Below are 16,050 nucleotides of genomic sequence, written 5' to 3'. Positions count from 1 at the left end.
TCGACGGGCCCTGCGGGTCCTGCGTCGCGTCCTCACCTGCACGGTGTCCGACCGGCAGGCCGTTGTCCATCCTGGGGGGCCGTCAGGCCCGGGTGCTCTGATCGCTGACGAGCGAGCCGATCTTCTCACCCTTGACCGCGCGGGCGATATTGCCCTCGACGGTCAGCTCGAAGACGAGGATCGGGAGCTTGTTGTCACGGCAGAGCGTGATGGCGGTGGCGTCGGCGACCTTCAGGTCGCGCGTGATCACCTCGCCGTACTCCAGCGCGTCGAACTTCACCGCGTCGGGGTTGGTCTTCGGGTCGGAGTCGTAGACCCCGTCCACCCCGTTCTTCCCCATCAGGAGCGCCTCGGCGTCGATCTCCAGGGCGCGCTGGGCGGCGGTGGTGTCGGTGGAGAAGTACGGCATGCCCATACCGGCGCCGAAGATCACCACGCGCCCCTTCTCCAGGTGCCGCACGGCGCGGAGCGGGATGTACGGCTCGGCGACCTGGCCCATGGTGATGGCGGTCTGGACGCGCGAGTCGATGCCCTCCTTCTCCAGGAAGTCCTGGAGCGCCAGGCAGTTCATGACGGTGCCGAGCATGCCCATGTAGTCGGAGCGGGCCCGGTCCATGCCGCGCTGCTGGAGCTCGGCGCCGCGGAAGAAGTTGCCTCCCCCGATGACCACCGCGATCTGGGCGCCGTCGCGTACGACGGCGGCGATCTCGCGCGCGATGGTGTGCACGACGTCGGGGTCGACGCCCAGACCGCCGCCACCGGCGAAAGCCTCACCGGAGAGCTTCAGCATGAAGCGCCCGGAACCCTTGTCGTCGTCGCGCTTGTCGTCGGCCTGAATGGCGTCCGCGCCCTTGTCCATGGAAATTCTCCTCGTGCACATACGAAGAAGGCCATTGCCGGTGGGTCTGGTGTCCCTACAGCGGCAATGGCCTCCTCGTCAGATCTGCGGTCGTCCGGCGTGGGTGCGGCCGTCGACTGCACCAGACCCTATCGGGTCCGGCGCTGTTCGCCCGGACGGACTCAGATGCCGACCTTGATGCGCGAGAAGCGCTTCAGGGTGACACCGGCCTCGTCCAGGACCTTCTGAACCGACTTCTTGTTGTCCAGCGCGTACGGCTGGCCGAGAAGCGTGGCCTCCTTGAAGAAGCCGTTGACGCGACCCTCGACGATCTTCGGGAGGGCGGCCTCGGGCTTGCCCTCGGCGCGGGTGGTCTCCTCGGCGACGCGGCGCTCGGCCTCGACGACCTCGGCCGGAACGTCCTCGCGGGAGAGGTACTTCGGGGCGAAGGCGGCGATGTGCTGCGCGATGCCCTTGGCCAGGTCGGCGTCGGCCTTGTCCAGCTCGACCAGGACACCGATCTGCGGGGGCAGGTCGGGCATGGTGCGGTGCATGTACACGGAGACGAAGTCGCCGGTGAACTGCGCGAAGCGGTCCAGGACGATCTTCTCGCCGAGGTTGGCGTTGGCCTCGTCCACGTACGCCTGGACGGTCTTGCCGGGCTCGATCTCGGAGGCGAGGAGCGCGGCGATGTCGGCCGGGGAGGTGGCGGCGACGTGGGCGGCCAGCGCGTTGGCGACGGCCTGGAACTTGTCGCCCTTGGCGACGAAGTCCGTCTCGCACTTCAGCTCAAGGAGGACGCCGGACGTCTTGTCCTCGGAGACGAGGGAGACGACGGCACCGTTCTCGGCAGAGCGGCCCTCGCGCTTGGCGACGCCCTTCTGGCCCTTGATACGGAGCGCCTCGACGGCCTTGTCGACGCTGCCGTCGGCCTCGTCGAGCGCCTTCTTGCAGTCCATCATGCCGGCGCCGGTGAGCTCGCGGAGCTTCTTGACGTCAGCGGCGGTGTAGTTCGCCATGAGTCTGTATGTCTCTCTCGAAGTCTGAAAGATCTACGGGTGAACGGCGGGGGCGGCGCTTGTGGCGCCGGCCCCCGCCGTCAGCAGCCGTGACGGGTGTCAGGCCTGCTCGGCGTCCGCGTCGGCGGCCGGAGCCTCGGCAGCGGCCGGGGCCTCTGCGGCAGCCTCGGCCTCGGCGACGGCCACGGCCGGCTCCTCGGCGTCGGCGACCTTCTCGGTCTCGGCGGAGGACTGGACCTCGGCGGCAGCCGCGGTCTCGTCCTTCTTGTCGCCCTCGAGCAGGTCGCGCTCCCACTCGGCGAGGGGCTCGCCGGCGGCCTTCTCGCCCGGCTTCGAGTCACCGGTGGCGGCACCGGAACGGGCGATGAGGCCCTCGGCGACGGCGTCGGCGATCACGCGGGTGAGCAGGGTGACGGAGCGGATCGCGTCGTCGTTGCCCGGAATCTTGTAGTCGACCTCGTCGGGGTCGCAGTTGGTGTCGAGGATCGCGACGACCGGGATGTGGAGCTTGCGCGCCTCACCGACGGCGATGTGCTCCTTCTTGGTGTCGACGATCCAGACGGCGCTGGGCACCTTCTGCATCTCGCGGATACCACCGAGGGTCTTCTCCAGCTTGGCCTTCTCACGCGAGAGGACCAGGAGCTCCTTCTTGGTGAGGCCGGAGGCGGCCACGTCCTCGAAGTCGATGAGCTCAAGCTCCTTCAGACGCTGAAGGCGCTTGTAGACGGTGGAGAAGTTGGTGAGCATGCCACCGAGCCAACGCTGGTTGACGTACGGCATGCCGACGCGCGTCGCCTGCTCGGCGATGGCCTCCTGGGCCTGCTTCTTCGTACCCACGAACATGATGGAGCCGCCGTGGGCGACGGTCTCCTTGACGAACTCGTAGGCGCGGTCGATGTACGACAGCGACTGGAGCAGGTCGATGATGTAGATGCCGTTGCGCTCGGTGAAGATGAAGCGCTTCATCTTCGGGTTCCAGCGACGGGTCTGGTGACCGAAGTGGACGCCGCTTTCCAGCAGCTCCCGCATCGTGACGACGGCCATGGCCGTACTCCTTGAGGTGCTCGGTTACCGCGTCCGCAGGTTTGCGGTCGCGCCTGACGCCCCGACGCGCCGTGCCACTAGGGACCGAGGAGCGCGGCCACCATCCGAAAGAGGCTGGTGGCGGGGCGTGCGAAGTCGACCCGGTGACCCGGATCGCCACATGAAGTGTACGGGACCCGCCGGGTGCCGGGTGACGGCGATGTCCACAACCGGCGAGTACTCCACAGGAGCGGGTCGTGATCCCCGGAATCCGGCCCTCCGGGAGACGGTTGGCCCATGCGATTCCTGCTCCGCACGCCCGGTTTCCTGCTCCGCACGCGCGGATTCCTGCTCCGCTCGCCCGGTTCACGCCGCTGCCGTGTGCCGGTGTTGCTGCCGGTCGTGGCCTTGCTGACGGCGGCCCTGCCCCCGCCGGGGGCCGAGACCGCCGGGCCGCGGCTCCCGCCCGCCGTACGCGCCGCGGAGGCGTTCCCGCCGACGGCCGCGACGGACGTGGGTGCGGGGACCTTCGCGGAGCGGGACGGCGGGCCGGTCTGGCCGGTGGCCGGGAGACCCGCGGTGTTACGGGGGTGGGAGCCGCCCGCCGGTCCGTACGGGCCCGGCCACCGCGGCGTCGACCTGGGTGCCCGGCCGGGCAGCGAGGTCCTGGCCGCCGCCACCGGCCGGGTCTCGTTCGCGGGGCGGGTGGCGGGGCGCGGGGTGCTCGTCATCGAGCTGGCCGGGAGCGGGGCGCCCCCGCTACGCACGACGTACGAGCCGGTGCGGGCGCTGGTGGCGAAGGGCGACGACGTGGTCGCGGGCCGGCCGGTCGGGATGCTGGAAGCGGGGCCGTTCCACTGTGCGGCGGGCTGTCTGCACTGGGGGCTGCGGCGGGGCGACGCCTATCTGGACCCGCTCTCGCTGTTGCCACCCGCGCTTCTGCGGCGCGGCCCGTCACGGCTGCTGCCGGTCTTCGGGGTGCCCGAACCGGGAGCGGCGGCGGCTCCGGTGGCCGCCGCGCTCAGCCGCGTACGCCGCGCAGGATCATCGCGACGGCGGTGTCCGCGATGACGCCGGGCTCCTCGGCCACGGTCAGCTCGATACGGCGCACGGCGGCGTCCACCGATCCCTGCAGGAGCATGGCGGCGAGCCTCGGCTGGGTGTGGCCGAGATCGCCCAGCGCTTCGACGATCATGGCGATCAGGCCGCCGTGCGCGGCCCGGATCTTCTCCCGGGCACCGGCGTCCAGCTCGCTCGCGGAGATCGCGACGACCGCCCGGTGGCGGCGGTCCCCGACGAGGTCGAGCTGCCGGCGCACATACGCCTCGATCTTCGCCTCGGGGGTCTCCGCGCGCTGCATCGCGTTCTCGACCTCGGCCGCCCAGACGGGGAAGTCGACGGCGCAGAGCTCCTCGACGACGGCGGCTCGGGAGCGGAAGTACTCGTACACGGAGGACCGGGCAAGGCCCGTGCGCTCGGCGAGTGCGGGGAAGGTCAGCGCCTCCGTACCGCCCTCGGACAGCAGGGAGCGCGCGGCGTCCAGGAGGGCGCCGCGCTGCATGGTCCGGTGCTCGGCCACGGAGGCCGCTCGAATCCTGGGCACGCATCCACTCTACGGCGGCAGGTGCCGGAAGGAAGGGCTCACCCGAGGTGCGGGTGGCCGGAGGGGGGACTTTCAGCGTCCGGCGTCGGCCAGTTTGGCCCGGAGCTGGAGCACGGATTTGGTGTGGATCTGGCTCACGCGGCTCTCCGTCACACCGAGGACGTTGCCGATCTCCGCCAGGGTCAGGCCCTCGTAGTAGTACAGGGTCACCACGGTCTTCTCCCGGTCGGGGAGCGTGTTGATGGCGCGCGCGAGCAGACGTCTCAGCTCGCGGTCCTCGGCGACCTCCACCGGATTGTCGGCGGCGGTGTCCTCCAGGGTGTCCATCAGGCTCAGCCGGTCGCCGCCCTCGCCGCCGACGTGCAGCAGCTCTTCCAGGGCGACCACGTTGGCCAGCGACAACTGGCTGAAAACCGCGTGCAGTTCCTCCAGGGCGATGCCCATCTCCGAGGCGACCTCGGCCTCGGACGGGGTGCGCCGCAGCTGCGCCTCCAGCGTGGCGTAGGCGCGCTCCACGTTCCGCGCCTTCTGCCGCACCGAACGGGGGATCCAGTCGAGCGCCCGCAGTTCGTCGATCATCGCGCCGCGGATCCTGGTGATCGCGTACGTCTCGAACTTGATGGCCCGCTCGATGTCGAACTTCTCGATGGCGTCGATCAGTCCGAAGACCCCGGAGGAGACGAAGTCCGCCTGCTCGACGTTGGACGGCAGCCCCACACTGACCCGGCCCGCGACGTACTTGACGAGCGGCGAGTAGTGCAGGATCAGCTGCTCCCGCAGCCGCTCGTCACCGGTGGTCTTGTACGAACGCCACAGTTCGTCGAGCGAGGAGGGGGCGGGAGGGCGCACAGTGCCACGCGCAACCGGTGGTACTGCCGCGCGGTCAGACCCGGAGGTGTGCTGGGGCATGTGGTGCCTTGAGCCGTTCTGCCGTGAAGTGCTGGGGGACTTTTGTCTGGGGCGGAATCCTTGTGAGCGTAGCGTGACTGCAGTGTCGCAGTCCGCACAGGAGTGGAGATCCGTGCTGCGTGATTGCGTTCTGCCGTTCACGCTGCCCGCACCCGCCGGGAGCAGGGGCCATCGCCGTGGGCAACGGCCCCCGACAGGTCACCGATCGATCGTGCGAGGTCATCGGCCTTACCTTTTCACCCGAATGCTCCAGGTCAAGAACCGCCTCGCCGCGCGTCGTCGTTGCATGGGTACGGACGCGTCAACCTCCAGCCGTCGCCCTCGCGTTCGACGAACCCCAGTGAGTGAAGTTCGTACAGTCGCCCGAGTGTTTCGTCGGCGGAGGTCCCCGCGCTGCGGGCGAGGTCACGGGGGCCGACCGGGCCGTGGTACGGGAGGGCGTCGAGGACCCTCGCCGCGGCCGGGTCCAGCCGGTCCCGGGGCAGCACCGGACCGCGCCGCTCCGTTGCGAGGTCGCCGATGTCCCCGACGAGCTCGGCGACTTCGGAGGCGTCGGTGACCAGCACCCCCTCACCGCGGAGCAGTTCGTGGACACCGGCCGACAGTCCGCTGGTGGCGGGGCCCGGGACACCTGTTTCCGGAGCCACCGCCCCGGCTCCCGCATCGGCGTCAGTCAGGACGCGCGGGTCCACCCGGCCCTCCACGCGGAAGGGCGGCACCAGCGGCTGAACCCACAGAGGCTGGCCCTCGTTGGGCAGCGCCGACATGATCTGATCCCAGACGCCTTCGATGCGCCACCGCTTGTAGCGGCTGTGGATGCTCTTCCAGAGACCAAACCGCTCGGGCAGGTCCGACCACTTGCACCCGGTGCGCGCCTTGTGGAACATTGCGTCGATCATCCGGCGACTCGGGATGAGTCGGCGGTTCGGGTGCTCCGGCTCCCACGCCTTCACGATCGGCTCGATCAGGGCCCACGCCTCGTCGGTCAGCTCGTCCGGCACGAGCCGCTCGCGCTCCTCGAACCACTCAGCCAGTGAGCACGACAGACCGATCTTCGGTTTGGGCACGGGCCCGGTGATGGTGACCCGCACATCGAGCAATCCCAACACGTCAGCCTGCTCGGCCGGCGTCATGTCAGCGAGTCGAGTCCGCGCCATGGTGGCCAACGCTTCCAGGTCGCGCGCCCGCTGGGCGGTGGCCTTGGTCTCCTCCAGCCACTGGGCGGCCTCGTCTCGGATGTCGGTGAGTTGGCGTCGCTCCTCTATAAGGGCAGCGCTGGCAGCCGCGACGGCCGACGCCGGAAGCCCTGCCTTGGCGTACTCCTTGACCATGGTCGTGATGGCTCGGTCGAGGTCGGCGATTTGGCGGTCGAAGTCGGCGATGCGGTCGGCGTGCTGCACCTTGTCGCCCTCGGTCATGCCGACCCACTCAGCCGCCATCGCCCGCAAGCGGTGCGGGTCGCCCAGGAGGTTGACGACCTCGCCCCACACGGCCGACTCCATCGCGTCGGCATCGACCATCTTGCAGCCGCACACCGCGTCGCCCGGGTACTTCGCGGCCAGCCCGGTGCATCGGTACCAACGGCCACCCCGGCTCGTGCGAGCCATGCCGACATGGTGCGAGTTGCACCCGGTGTGCTCGTTGAACAGGCGCTTCGACAGCGGGTACGCCTGGGGCTGCGACTTCGGCTTGCCGTTCGCCAGCCGCCCCATGGCCGACTTGAGGGCGGCCACTTCCTCCGGCGTGAAGATGGGATCGAGCTTGATGATGACCGTCTCGCCGTTCAGCGGCTTGCCGTCGCGCCCGAACTTGGCACCGTGCCCAGCGCGCGTCCGGTTGGGGTTCCGGAAGATCACGCGGGCATTGAGCGTGGACTCGCTGAGGAGCTTGGCCCGTGCGTTCGTGGCCGACCACGGCACGCCCGACCTCGTAAGGAGACCCATGACGTTGAGCCGCTCGGCCAGCTCGTTCGTGTTCATGCCGTCCTCGACCACCAGCCCCCACATCGCCTTGAGGACCAGCACTTCGGCCGCGCACTGGACGAGGTGTGACTTGCCCTTCTGGCCCTTGCAGGCGATCTCATAGCCGTAAGGCGGCTGGCCACCCGTCCACCCCCCGTCCTCGGCCTTCTCCTGCAACCCGCCCTGGGTGCGCTTGCGGATGACCTCGTATTCGGTCTCGGCGTAGTCGGCGTCTCGACGCATCTTCTTGCGACCCTCGGCCGTGCTGTTGTCGTAGTCGTCCTCTACTACGCCGACGTACACGCCGATGTCTTCCAGGGCCCAGACCCACCGCCAGAACGCCCGGCCGACGCGCCCGATGGCGCGGCCCTCACTGACAACCACAATGTCGAAGGGGCGGGGCGTGCGGTGAGCGTCGGTCATCAGCCGCTTGAGGTCTTCGCGGTCGGCGGCCTCCAGCGACCCCGAGATGCCCTCGTCGGTGTACGTGCCGACGTGGTCCCAGTCCTTGCGCCCGATGTAGCGGGTGATCTTCTTCAACGCCGACTGCACGCCGTAGCCCTTGGCCTGCTCCTCGGTCGAGACGCGGGCGTACGCAACCGCACGAAGTCTGACCGTGTGGGTGACGCGGTCAACGACGCCCATGGCGATGTCGAGGGCGTCCGTGTTTTTCTGGTTCATGCTGGCGATTCCTTGTCTCAGCATTCAGGCCCGGCCGGGGGTGCCACCCCGGCCGGGCTCGTTCGTCAACGGGTGAAGTCGGCCGTGCAGTCGGCCCAGATGAAGTCACCGGATGCCTGGTCCATGACCACCTCGCGCACCCTCAGTTCGTGGGTCTCAGGCATGTCGCGCCGGGCCTTGTCGGCGAGCTTCTGGATCGTCTCGGCGTCGCGGTTCTGGGCGGTGACCAGGTGGCCCTGCGGGTTGCGGAACTGGATCTTGTACATCGGGGGCTCCTTGGGGAGGAGCCGGGCGGCCTGACCGACCGCCCGGCGGCGGTGGGTCAGACGAGCCGGAAGTTGGTGGTGGTCTTCGTCGCGCCCTTGGCGTCGGTGTAGGTGAAGGTGTCGCCCTCGACCGTCCCGACCCGGACCCAGCGGCCGACCTTGGCCTTCACCTCGTCCACCTGGAGCTTGTAGCCGCGCTCCCCGGCGTCGGTCTTGGCCTCGTCCAAGGCCTGGGTCATCGCCTGCTTGGCCTGCTGGAGCGCCTTCTTGGCGGCCTTCTTCGCGGGGTCGTTCTTGGCGGCCTCGCGCTCCGCCTTGGCGGCGGCCTTGCCCTCGGCGCGGGTGATCCCGGCGGCGACCATGTGGCCGAACGCGAACTTCGCGGCGTGGGTGGAGGCGTCGGCACTGCTGGCGAGGCCGTCCAGGGTGCGGATGACCTCGGTGCCCTCAGCCCCCATGCGGATCAGGAACGACTTCAGCTTGGCGTCGTGTCCGGGAGCAAACAGCCGCTTGGTCTCCGCCGCGCATCCGGTGGTGCGGCCGTCGTCGGTGGCGAACTGCGAGCAGGTGCAGGCGGCGGGCTCGGCCTGGGCGGTCTTTGCGGCGGTGTTCTTGGCGGCCATTTCGTGCTCCCTGAATTCCCGAATTCCGGCCCATCCGGAATTACGAGAAAATCAAAACACGGGATTTGCGCGCCGCACAATTTCCTAAATTTAACGAAAACTAAAAAGGTGGCGAGAATGGGCGTGACCACACCCATCCTCGCACCGCCATTCACGACCCGTAGTTGTCACTTCCCGTAATTGGAAACTGGAACTGGAAGCTGGAAACTGCACCCCTCCCACACCCTCCGTGCCTGGGCACGTACCCGGCGGCGGGGGGTGGGGCGGGCGTTCCAGTTCCACTAGTTCCAATTACGGCTCGTCACCGCCGGGCGTCGGGGTGGTTGACCGTGTCGGCCGGGACTCGGGCGGTCGGCAGGCCGTCGCTGGCGAACGCGGCCACCTCGTCGCGGCCCCTGATCTGCCGGGCCTTGACGCTCCAGTGGGCCACCTCCCCCACGGTCCAACGCGCGACCTTGTACGCGACGTAGAGCCCTCCGGCGATCACCAGGCCCCCGGGCACGGGCCCCAGCTCGCTCACGGCGTACGCCCCTCCGACCGCTGCGGAATTCACGCCGAGGACGGCCCACGGAATCCAGCGGCGAGGACGCCGGACGACCGTGCCAGCGCCCACCGTGGAAATGCGGGGAAGGCCGTTCTTGGTGCGCCCGGCGCGACGCTTGGCAGCGGTGTTGTGGGTGTAGTCCGCGCCGAAGCTGACACGCTTCCCGGTGCGGGTCCGGAATTCCGGCTTAAACGTCTTGGCGGTGGCCATCGGTGGTCCCTTCCGGCCACCTGAACCCGCGTGCTTTCCTGGGTTCGGGCGGCCTTCCTTGTCGGGTCGTTCGCGGTTGAGGGGCCTGGAAGCGAACCTTGCTGGGACTGCTTCCGGGCCCCTTCTGCGGGCGGGTCGTCAACCCTTCGCCGGCCGAGGGTCAGGACGGTATTTCCGAGGGCCTGAGACCCCCGGGCGGCCCAGGGCCCCGGCCGGATCTCTCGTGCGGCGGGAGACCCCAGGGAAGCCCGGGACGGCCCTACCGGGCGGCGCGCTCCACTGCCGTCGTCCGGTGCAGCGGGCCGGAGTGGGCCAGCAGGCTGCTGGCGAGACGGCCCAGGCCGTTGGCCGGAGTGGCGACCTCATTCGCGGCCACCGCTGTCGCCCTCGCCAGCAGCTCCGGCGCGGGGGTCCGCTCCGCGTCACGGAGTCCGGCCGCCTGGATGCCCGCCGCGTGACGTCCGATCACCTCGTTGCGGGTGCAGGCGGCGTTGGCGAGGTCGGCCAGAGCGGCCACCGCCGTGTCGAACTTCCGGGCGAGGTCGGAGAGTGTGACGCCCTCGGCGTTCATCGCCTCCTCGGCGGCGGCCTTCAACTCCTCGGTGCGCGCCTCCTTGGCGGCGGCAAGCCGGGCGGCCTCGTCGGCGGTGGCCAGCTCGGCGGCCTTGGCGTTGAGCCGGGCGGTGTCCTCGTCTTCGATGGCCTGGCGGGCAAGCTGCATCAGGTCGGTTTCGTTCATCGTTGCTGCTCCTTGATGGGGTGTCGGATCTCGCGCCGGATCGATGCGAGGTCGGCAAGTGCGGGTCCGGACCTGGGGTCCGAGGGTCCGGACCTTGGGGTCGGGTCCGGCTGTTGGGTCCGGACCTGGTCCGAGGTCCGGTGGGCCGGGTCCGGACCTGTGGGCGGGTCCGGCGGTGACGTGCGGATCTGGTCCGGACCCCTGCCAGATCCGGAGTGCGAGGTCCGGCGGACCCCGCCCGATCCGGCAGACGACTGCCAGCCGAAAGAGGCGGGCTCGCGCCTCTGTCAGGTGTCGTTCTGGCTGCGGCTCCGGGCGGCTCTCCCCCGGCCTCCCGGCGGCTGGCGGGCCCCGTGGCCCCGGGCGGGACGAGAGGCCGTCCGGAGCCCCGTCCCGCCCCGCCGCTACACCTCTTCGGTGCGGCCGTCGCCGTAGGTCCGGGTGGCCGCCCCCGTCGTGGGGTCGCGGTACTCGACGAACGAACTCGCGTCCGGCAGATCCCGGCGGTCCTCGGCCCGGACCCCGGCGGACCTCCGGATCTCCGCCATCTCCTCCTCGGTCACGGTGCCGTCGCCCTGGCGGGTCTCCTGGCCGTCCGTGACGCTGGCGGTGGCCGGGCCCTGGGGCTCCCGGGCCGCGAACGCCCCCGCCTGGCTTCCGTGCAGATCCGCCCGGATCTCGTCCACGCTCGGTCCGTCCGGCGTCATCGGGCCCTGCACGATCTGGCTGAATTCACGATTCGTCATTTTGGATTTCCTCCTGCTGTTTGATGATGCGGCCTGCCTCGTCGCTCTCGTACGGGACGCCGTAGTGCTTCTCGAATTCGTCACGCACTGCGGCGAGCCCGTCTCTGAGGTCGACCAAGAAGTCCTTGGCGTCTTCAACATCAGCGCTCTGGTCGTGAACGGGCTCTGAATCCTTGAGTGCGCGCGTAAGGTCGGCCACACCTTTGGCGCTGTAGGCGAAATCGCGAGTGCTCTCGGCGTTGTCCATGTCGTCGAGTGCTTCAAGGACCCTTTGACTGATTCGCTCGGAGATCTCCATCTTGGTAGCTTGCAAGTCGGCAAGCCGAGCCTTGAGCGGAGTTTTCATCTGCGCCGCACGGTCGAAGCTGTGACCGTGCTCTTGGGCGAGTCGGCTGACCGTGCTTTTCGACAGGCCGGTGATGCGAGCGATTTGGCGACAGCCCTGGCCCTGGTGCATCAAAGTAATGGCCTGGTCTCGCGCGCGACCTTGGGACGTCCCCGCGTTCGCCGCCTCTTCGGCCACCTGCCCCACGATCCGGCCTTCGACCACCTCAGCCACCGGGGCCACGCATGATCAGCGCCTGCGCCTCGGCGATGCCGTCCATCTGCTTCTGGGTCCGGGCCCGTCCGGCCAGCCGGATCAGCTCCCGCAGTGCGGCGATCCGAATCGCGTCCAGGCCACTCGCCCTGATCACGTCGGTGGTGCGGTGGCCCGGCTCGACCATCACGCCGTCCCGGTCCTTGACCAGTGGCCGGACGCCCTCGTCGTCCACCTCGAAGAACCGCACCCGCTGCACTCTGGCCCCGAACTCCGGGTCGCTCTCGATGGCCACCCACCCGGCGTCCGCTTTCACGTACTCGCTCATTCCGTCACCGCCACGAGGTCTTCGACGCCGCACCCGAGAATTTCGGCGATGACGACCACCGTGTGCGAATTCGGCTGCATCCGGCCGGTTTCCCATCGCCGAATTGTGAGCGGATGGCGGTCGAGTTTCTGGGCCAGCTCCGCCCGGCTCATCTTGCGCTCGTTGCGGAGTTCTCGCATCGCGTCTTTGTTGAGCACCGAATAACCCCCTTCCTGGGATCTCCGTGATCTCTAGAACAATTCGATCATGATCGGGGAGATCCCTGGAATACCCATCCGGGATTGCGTTTCACGCAAGATGGACGCGGTCCTCCCAGGGTGGTTTTCTGGGGGTACCCAGGAAGGTGCGGAGGCCCCACCGGTTCATTTCGTCGGTGGGGCCTCTGGCTGTTTCAGACGCGCGGCGCTTCAGGCAGCCGCAAGTTTCAATATTGAAGTCCGGCCGGCACGACCGGTGACTGTTGAAAACTCGTCGTTACTGGGGTTCTGCGCCCCCGCTCCCCCGGGCCACCCGCCGCTCCGGCCTGGTGTCGTCCTGGGGTCTTCGTGGCTCTCCCCGGGCCTCTGGGTGGGCCCCCGGTACTCGGTGCCGCCCGCTGGCTCTCGTGGTCTTCCGTGGGCCCTCCCGGAGTCCTCGCCGTTTGCTGCCCACCTGCACCGCCGCCGGGATGCCGGGGGGATTGGGGGGACTGGGGGGATCTCCGGGCCTCGCTCGCCACGAACCTCTCTTCACACGTACCGACCTCCCAGAAATCCCCCTACTCCCCCCTTGTAGTAATTAGGTAGTTACTTCTTGTGAAGCATCCCCGGTGAGAGGGGGTGCAGACCGGTCAGCAGGGTGGGGGGATATCTACCGGGAGAATCCCCCCACCCGGGGGGATTAGATCCCCCCACCAGCCCGGTGCGGCTCCACGAAATATTGGTTTGACTTCTTCGAGTTGGGTCCACCCGGCTTGTGGACCCTCAGGACGAGCCCACCGATAGGCCGGTCGACCCGTTCCTTGAGCTTGATTCCAGCCGACATCGCCGAGAGTTCCCTACCGCTCTTGCGCTCGATCAGGATGAATGTGTCATCCCATCCGTCCGGGATTCCGGCACCGAGGTAACTCTTCATCACCTGGCCGATGCCTTGCGGCGTGCTGCCGAACTTTGCGTGCCAGGCAGCCAGGAAGTTTGCCCATTCCTGACGCTCGGTGTCGCCGTCATTCACCTTTTCGGTGTTGGCGAGGAATCCCGGAATCCCGTGGAAGTGCAGGAATCCGGCCATCGCGTCCGACCACCAGTCGTAACCCCGCATCGGGGCTCGCATCGTCGGCGCATTCGCCATTGCCCACGCCCGTCCGAGAACCAGCAGGCAGCGGACGACCCTGGCCCGGTTGTCTGCGGACTTGAGCCACGTTTCGAGGTTGCCCAGCTTGAACCCACTCCGGAGGTCCGGCCGCTCCATGTCGGCGTCCAGCGTGACCATGAACGACCTCGATGCATTGTCGCCACCGAATCGCATGTTATTTCCGGTGACGACCCACAGCACGTCATTGATGAGCGCCACCATGCGCGACCGACCCAGAATTCGGCCGTCGTACACACCGGACGTCAGGACGGCCGAAAGGAGCGGGCTGCGGACCGAGTGGCCATCGCCCACGTTGTCGAGAAGGCAGACCGCCCCGGTCTTGTCTATCAGCAGCGAAACGACACGCTTACCGAGTTCGGATTCGTCGTCGGTCCATTCGCTGAGGCTGCCACCGAACACCAGCCGGATGATGTTCGCCAGCAGGGTCTTACCGGTGCCCGGCGAGACTGCGTTGAGTGCCAGCATGGGCGTCGGCTGCACCCCCTCGTGTCCTTGGATGAACCGTCGCAGCACCGGGGTCGCCAGAGCCGCAACGTAGTTCGCCCGGTCGGCGTCGGACACGAACGGGAAGTCGGCGAGGAGTTCGCCCAGCAGGAATGTCCGAGCCTCCTCGACCTCTTCCGGCGTCGGGTTAAGTGGGACACCGTGGAAATCACACATCGGGTCGAAGTACATGCCACTCGCGCGGTCGTACCCCTCCTCGTTGAGGACGGTCCCATCAGCCCGCATCACGGGCACTCGCGTAATGCCGAACAGCGGCGGCACACCGGTCCAGGGGCCACCCGCCAAGACCTGCCGCAGCGTGTCTTGGTACGGCTGCTTCCGACGCTGCGTCTCGCTGCCGTCCTCGTTCTTCACCAACTTGTAGAAGCGAACGTGTCGAGCCATCTGCGCACCGAGGACTTGGGGCGTGATCGACACGACCCGCTTACGCGACTCGCCGACCGGAAGCCGGGCGTCCCCGTAGTAGTCCTCAACGAGCGCGAGATCACCCGACTGGATGTAGAGGTCCGGGATGGCGTTGTCGTTGAGCGCGTCGGTCAAGTCGTTGATGACCGACGCGCCGTCGCGCGCCTTGATCTCGTACAGGCCCTTGGTCTCCGTCAATGGCTGCGGCTCACGCGGCTGGTCCTTGCCCGCCCGGAGTCCTGAGTTCATCGTGGCCTCGGCCGCGTCCCGGCCGTCCTTGAGGACATACCCGTTGACGGTGGCGGACTTCATGAGTGCAGCCGCCGCGTACCCCTCGCTGAGCTGGCCTCCGCCGACGAGCTGGCCCAAGCTGTAGGCCGCTTCGTTGAGCGCCTGGTTACGTCCCGACTCGCACGCCTCCAGCTTGGTCACGATGCGAGTGAGAGCGGCTTTGCCGTACGCGGTCCCGGTCGGTCCGCTGTAGGTCTTGGGCTCACAGGCAATGACGGTCAGCCGGTGCTTGATCGGGGGCCGAAGCACCTCGGGGGCGTCGAGCAGTTCGCCACCTGCCCACCGGTACGGCCGACCGCACTTGTGAACCGAGGGAGCCAGAACGACACCCGCGCCGTCCGCACGGAAGTCGTAGCCGATCTCAGCGTTGCTGTGCGATTTCCACGGGCGGTCATCGTCGGCCGGGATGCGAAAGTGGAGGTGCTTCCCGCCCTCACGGCCGGACTCGACCCGGAGCGCCTTTTCAAAGACCTCGTCGCCGAGCTGCCCACGCCAGTAGGAGTCAGCCTCAGGCTTGTCGAGGTCCAGGACGACGCGCTTCGACACCTGACCGGTAGCCAGCCAGAGACCGGTTCCCGGGAAGTCGATGATGGTGCCGGAGTCGTCGATCCGCTTCGCCAGCGTCGGCCAGGTGTCGGTACGACCCTTGTGGAGCCAGTCCCGGCCCCAGTTGACGGACGGGCCCTTCGAACCCTTCCGGATCGGGAAGACGACCAGACCCTGTTCGCCGTATTCGCGCCACACTCGATACAGCTCGGTGGCCTCGTTGGACATCACTTGCTGCACGGCCAAACCTCGTGATTCCGTGGCGGTGGTGTTCTGGTGGATCTGCTGGCCCTCGGTTGTGGCGACCGGGGGTCGATCCGTGTGCGTGGTCATTCGCCCTCGCCTCCGCCCTGGGTGATCTCCTTGCGGGGGCCGAAGAGCAGACGAATGAGCCGACGACGCTCGGCGTCCGTCATGGGGCGCGCGTCCTTGGAGATCATGCCGACACCGCCTCTCGGTCGGTCCGGCAGATCAGCTCGGTGTACTGGACGCCCAGCGCGTCGGCGAGACGGCCGATCGTGTCGAGGGTGGGGACCTTGCGGCCACACTCCCAGGCATTCACGGCCTCACGGTTGCGGCCGATGCGTCGACTCAACTGGCCTTGACTGACTGCCTGCTGTTCGCGCACTCGGCGCAGGGCGTCGGGGGAAAACGAAAGAAGGCCCGGCATGCGGGTACACCTCACTCGTGTGATCGAGTCGGTGCACTGACCGCTAACGGGCCGGGCGCGTGGTCGGAGTCTGTCCGCCACCCCTAGTCCCACCCGCAATAAACGGGGGACCGTGCTCCTGCTGTGGCCCCAGGAGAACACGCCGTTTCCCGGGGCCACAAGCACCGCCGGGGCTTGCGTTCTAGGCAAGGTCCCGACCTCCCGGAGCACTTACGGGAGGTGAGGAATTTCAACACGGGAAGTGATGGCCGGCGGG

Annotated in this window: 16 protein-coding genes and 2 pseudogenes; 1 reads left to right on the top strand and 17 read right to left on the bottom strand. The window is 68.3% G+C overall.

Going from position 1 to position 16,050, the window contains the following annotated elements:
• Positions 1–82 precede the first annotated feature (82 nt).
• From pyrH to rpsB, 3 genes are all read right to left on the bottom strand, one after another.
• A complete protein-coding gene (gene pyrH / locus IE264_RS14965) occupies positions 83–859 on the bottom strand; it encodes a UMP kinase (protein WP_015611768.1) in 777 nt (258 codons plus the stop codon).
• Positions 860–1,020: 161 nt separating this feature from the next.
• Positions 1,021–1,857 (bottom strand): translation elongation factor Ts, encoded by an 837-nt coding sequence (gene tsf / locus IE264_RS14960; protein ID WP_015611767.1) that lies wholly within the window; start codon positions 1,855–1,857, stop codon positions 1,021–1,023.
• 99 nt (positions 1,858–1,956) lie between these two features.
• A complete protein-coding gene (rpsB, locus tag IE264_RS14955) occupies positions 1,957–2,901 on the bottom strand; it encodes a 30S ribosomal protein S2 (RefSeq protein ID WP_015611766.1) in 945 nt (314 codons plus the stop codon).
• A 276-nt stretch (positions 2,902–3,177) separates the two neighbouring features.
• Here rpsB and IE264_RS14950 point away from each other — a divergent pair, with 276 nt between their 5' ends.
• Entirely contained in the window at positions 3,178–3,951 is a 774-nt protein-coding gene (locus IE264_RS14950) for a murein hydrolase activator EnvC family protein (RefSeq protein ID WP_229887527.1), read from the top strand.
• Here the strand turns inward: IE264_RS14950 and IE264_RS14945 are convergent.
• From IE264_RS14945 to IE264_RS14885, 14 genes and pseudogenes are all read right to left on the bottom strand, one after another.
• Positions 3,902–4,459, bottom strand: coding sequence for a TetR/AcrR family transcriptional regulator (locus IE264_RS14945; RefSeq protein ID WP_015611764.1), 558 nt, complete (start codon positions 4,457–4,459; stop codon positions 3,902–3,904). The two genes, IE264_RS14950 and IE264_RS14945, sit on opposite strands and share 50 nt — an antisense overlap.
• A gap of 96 nt (positions 4,460–4,555) precedes the next feature.
• Positions 4,556–5,392, bottom strand: a complete 837-nt coding sequence (whiG, locus tag IE264_RS14940) for an RNA polymerase sigma factor WhiG (RefSeq protein ID WP_015611763.1) — start codon at positions 5,390–5,392, stop codon at positions 4,556–4,558.
• Positions 5,393–5,646: 254 nt separating this feature from the next.
• Positions 5,647–6,024 (bottom strand): annotated as a pseudogene (locus tag IE264_RS37925) (recombinase family protein); the annotation flags it as partial.
• A 144-nt stretch (positions 6,025–6,168) separates the two neighbouring features.
• A pseudogene (locus tag IE264_RS14935) lies at positions 6,169–7,998 on the bottom strand (recombinase family protein); the annotation flags it as partial.
• Positions 7,999–8,099: 101 nt separating this feature from the next.
• On the bottom strand, positions 8,100–8,300 hold the full coding sequence (locus IE264_RS14930) for a hypothetical protein (RefSeq protein WP_032757419.1): 201 nt from the start codon (positions 8,298–8,300) through the stop codon (positions 8,100–8,102).
• Positions 8,301–8,356: 56 nt separating this feature from the next.
• Positions 8,357–8,923 (bottom strand): hypothetical protein, encoded by a 567-nt coding sequence (locus tag IE264_RS14925; RefSeq protein ID WP_032757420.1) that lies wholly within the window; start codon positions 8,921–8,923, stop codon positions 8,357–8,359.
• 301 nt (positions 8,924–9,224) lie between these two features.
• Positions 9,225–9,677: a hypothetical protein gene (locus IE264_RS14920; protein ID WP_032757421.1), complete on the bottom strand. Its 453-nt coding sequence runs from the start codon at positions 9,675–9,677 to the stop codon at positions 9,225–9,227.
• A 259-nt stretch (positions 9,678–9,936) separates the two neighbouring features.
• A complete protein-coding gene (locus IE264_RS14915; RefSeq protein ID WP_032757422.1) occupies positions 9,937–10,416 on the bottom strand; it encodes a hypothetical protein in 480 nt (159 codons plus the stop codon).
• Between the two features lie 404 nt (positions 10,417–10,820).
• Positions 10,821–11,162, bottom strand: a complete 342-nt coding sequence (locus IE264_RS14910) for a hypothetical protein (protein WP_032757423.1) — start codon at positions 11,160–11,162, stop codon at positions 10,821–10,823.
• On the bottom strand, positions 11,149–11,721 hold the full coding sequence (locus IE264_RS14905; RefSeq protein WP_158706529.1) for a helix-turn-helix domain-containing protein: 573 nt from the start codon (positions 11,719–11,721) through the stop codon (positions 11,149–11,151). Before IE264_RS14905 ends, IE264_RS14910 begins: the two co-directional genes overlap by 14 nt.
• Complete coding sequence (locus IE264_RS14900) at positions 11,714–12,028, bottom strand: hypothetical protein (RefSeq protein ID WP_032757425.1); 315 nt, start codon at positions 12,026–12,028, stop codon at positions 11,714–11,716. Before IE264_RS14900 ends, IE264_RS14905 begins: the two co-directional genes overlap by 8 nt.
• Positions 12,025–12,225: a helix-turn-helix transcriptional regulator gene (locus tag IE264_RS14895; RefSeq protein WP_032757426.1), complete on the bottom strand. Its 201-nt coding sequence runs from the start codon at positions 12,223–12,225 to the stop codon at positions 12,025–12,027. Before IE264_RS14895 ends, IE264_RS14900 begins: the two co-directional genes overlap by 4 nt.
• Before the next feature lie 682 nt (positions 12,226–12,907).
• Complete coding sequence (locus IE264_RS14890) at positions 12,908–15,457, bottom strand: bifunctional DNA primase/polymerase (protein WP_051821834.1); 2,550 nt, start codon at positions 15,455–15,457, stop codon at positions 12,908–12,910.
• A gap of 103 nt (positions 15,458–15,560) precedes the next feature.
• Positions 15,561–15,794 (bottom strand): helix-turn-helix domain-containing protein, encoded by a 234-nt coding sequence (locus IE264_RS14885; protein ID WP_078657471.1) that lies wholly within the window; start codon positions 15,792–15,794, stop codon positions 15,561–15,563.
• Positions 15,795–16,050: the final 256 nt, after the last annotated feature.

Source organism: Streptomyces microflavus (assembly GCF_014650075.1).
Taxonomy (GTDB): Bacteria; Actinomycetota; Actinomycetes; order Streptomycetales; family Streptomycetaceae; genus Streptomyces; species Streptomyces microflavus.
The sequence above is the reverse complement of the archived record's forward strand: the minus strand, read 5'-3'. Positions and strand labels throughout refer to the sequence as shown.

Bases quoted from the DNA above. Each gene is read 5' to 3' on its own strand.
- pyrH (WP_015611768.1), bottom strand. From the start codon at position 859: ATGGACAAGGGCGCGGACGCCATTCAGGCCGACGACAAGCGCGACGAC.
- tsf (WP_015611767.1), bottom strand. From the start codon at position 1,857: ATGGCGAACTACACCGCCGCTGACGTCAAGAAGCTCCGCGAGCTCACC.
- rpsB (WP_015611766.1), bottom strand. From the start codon at position 2,901: ATGGCCGTCGTCACGATGCGGGAGCTGCTGGAAAGCGGCGTCCACTTC.
- IE264_RS14950 (WP_229887527.1), top strand. From the start codon at position 3,178: ATGCGATTCCTGCTCCGCACGCCCGGTTTCCTGCTCCGCACGCGCGGA.
- whiG (WP_015611763.1), bottom strand. From the start codon at position 5,392: ATGCCCCAGCACACCTCCGGGTCTGACCGCGCGGCAGTACCACCGGTT.
- IE264_RS14930 (WP_032757419.1), bottom strand. From the start codon at position 8,300: ATGTACAAGATCCAGTTCCGCAACCCGCAGGGCCACCTGGTCACCGCC.
- IE264_RS14925 (WP_032757420.1), bottom strand. From the start codon at position 8,923: ATGGCCGCCAAGAACACCGCCGCAAAGACCGCCCAGGCCGAGCCCGCC.
- IE264_RS14920 (WP_032757421.1), bottom strand. From the start codon at position 9,677: ATGGCCACCGCCAAGACGTTTAAGCCGGAATTCCGGACCCGCACCGGG.
- IE264_RS14915 (WP_032757422.1), bottom strand. From the start codon at position 10,416: ATGAACGAAACCGACCTGATGCAGCTTGCCCGCCAGGCCATCGAAGAC.
- IE264_RS14910 (WP_032757423.1), bottom strand. From the start codon at position 11,162: ATGACGAATCGTGAATTCAGCCAGATCGTGCAGGGCCCGATGACGCCG.
- IE264_RS14900 (WP_032757425.1), bottom strand. From the start codon at position 12,028: ATGAGCGAGTACGTGAAAGCGGACGCCGGGTGGGTGGCCATCGAGAGC.
- IE264_RS14890 (WP_051821834.1), bottom strand. From the start codon at position 15,457: ATGACCACGCACACGGATCGACCCCCGGTCGCCACAACCGAGGGCCAG.
- IE264_RS14885 (WP_078657471.1), bottom strand. From the start codon at position 15,794: ATGCCGGGCCTTCTTTCGTTTTCCCCCGACGCCCTGCGCCGAGTGCGC.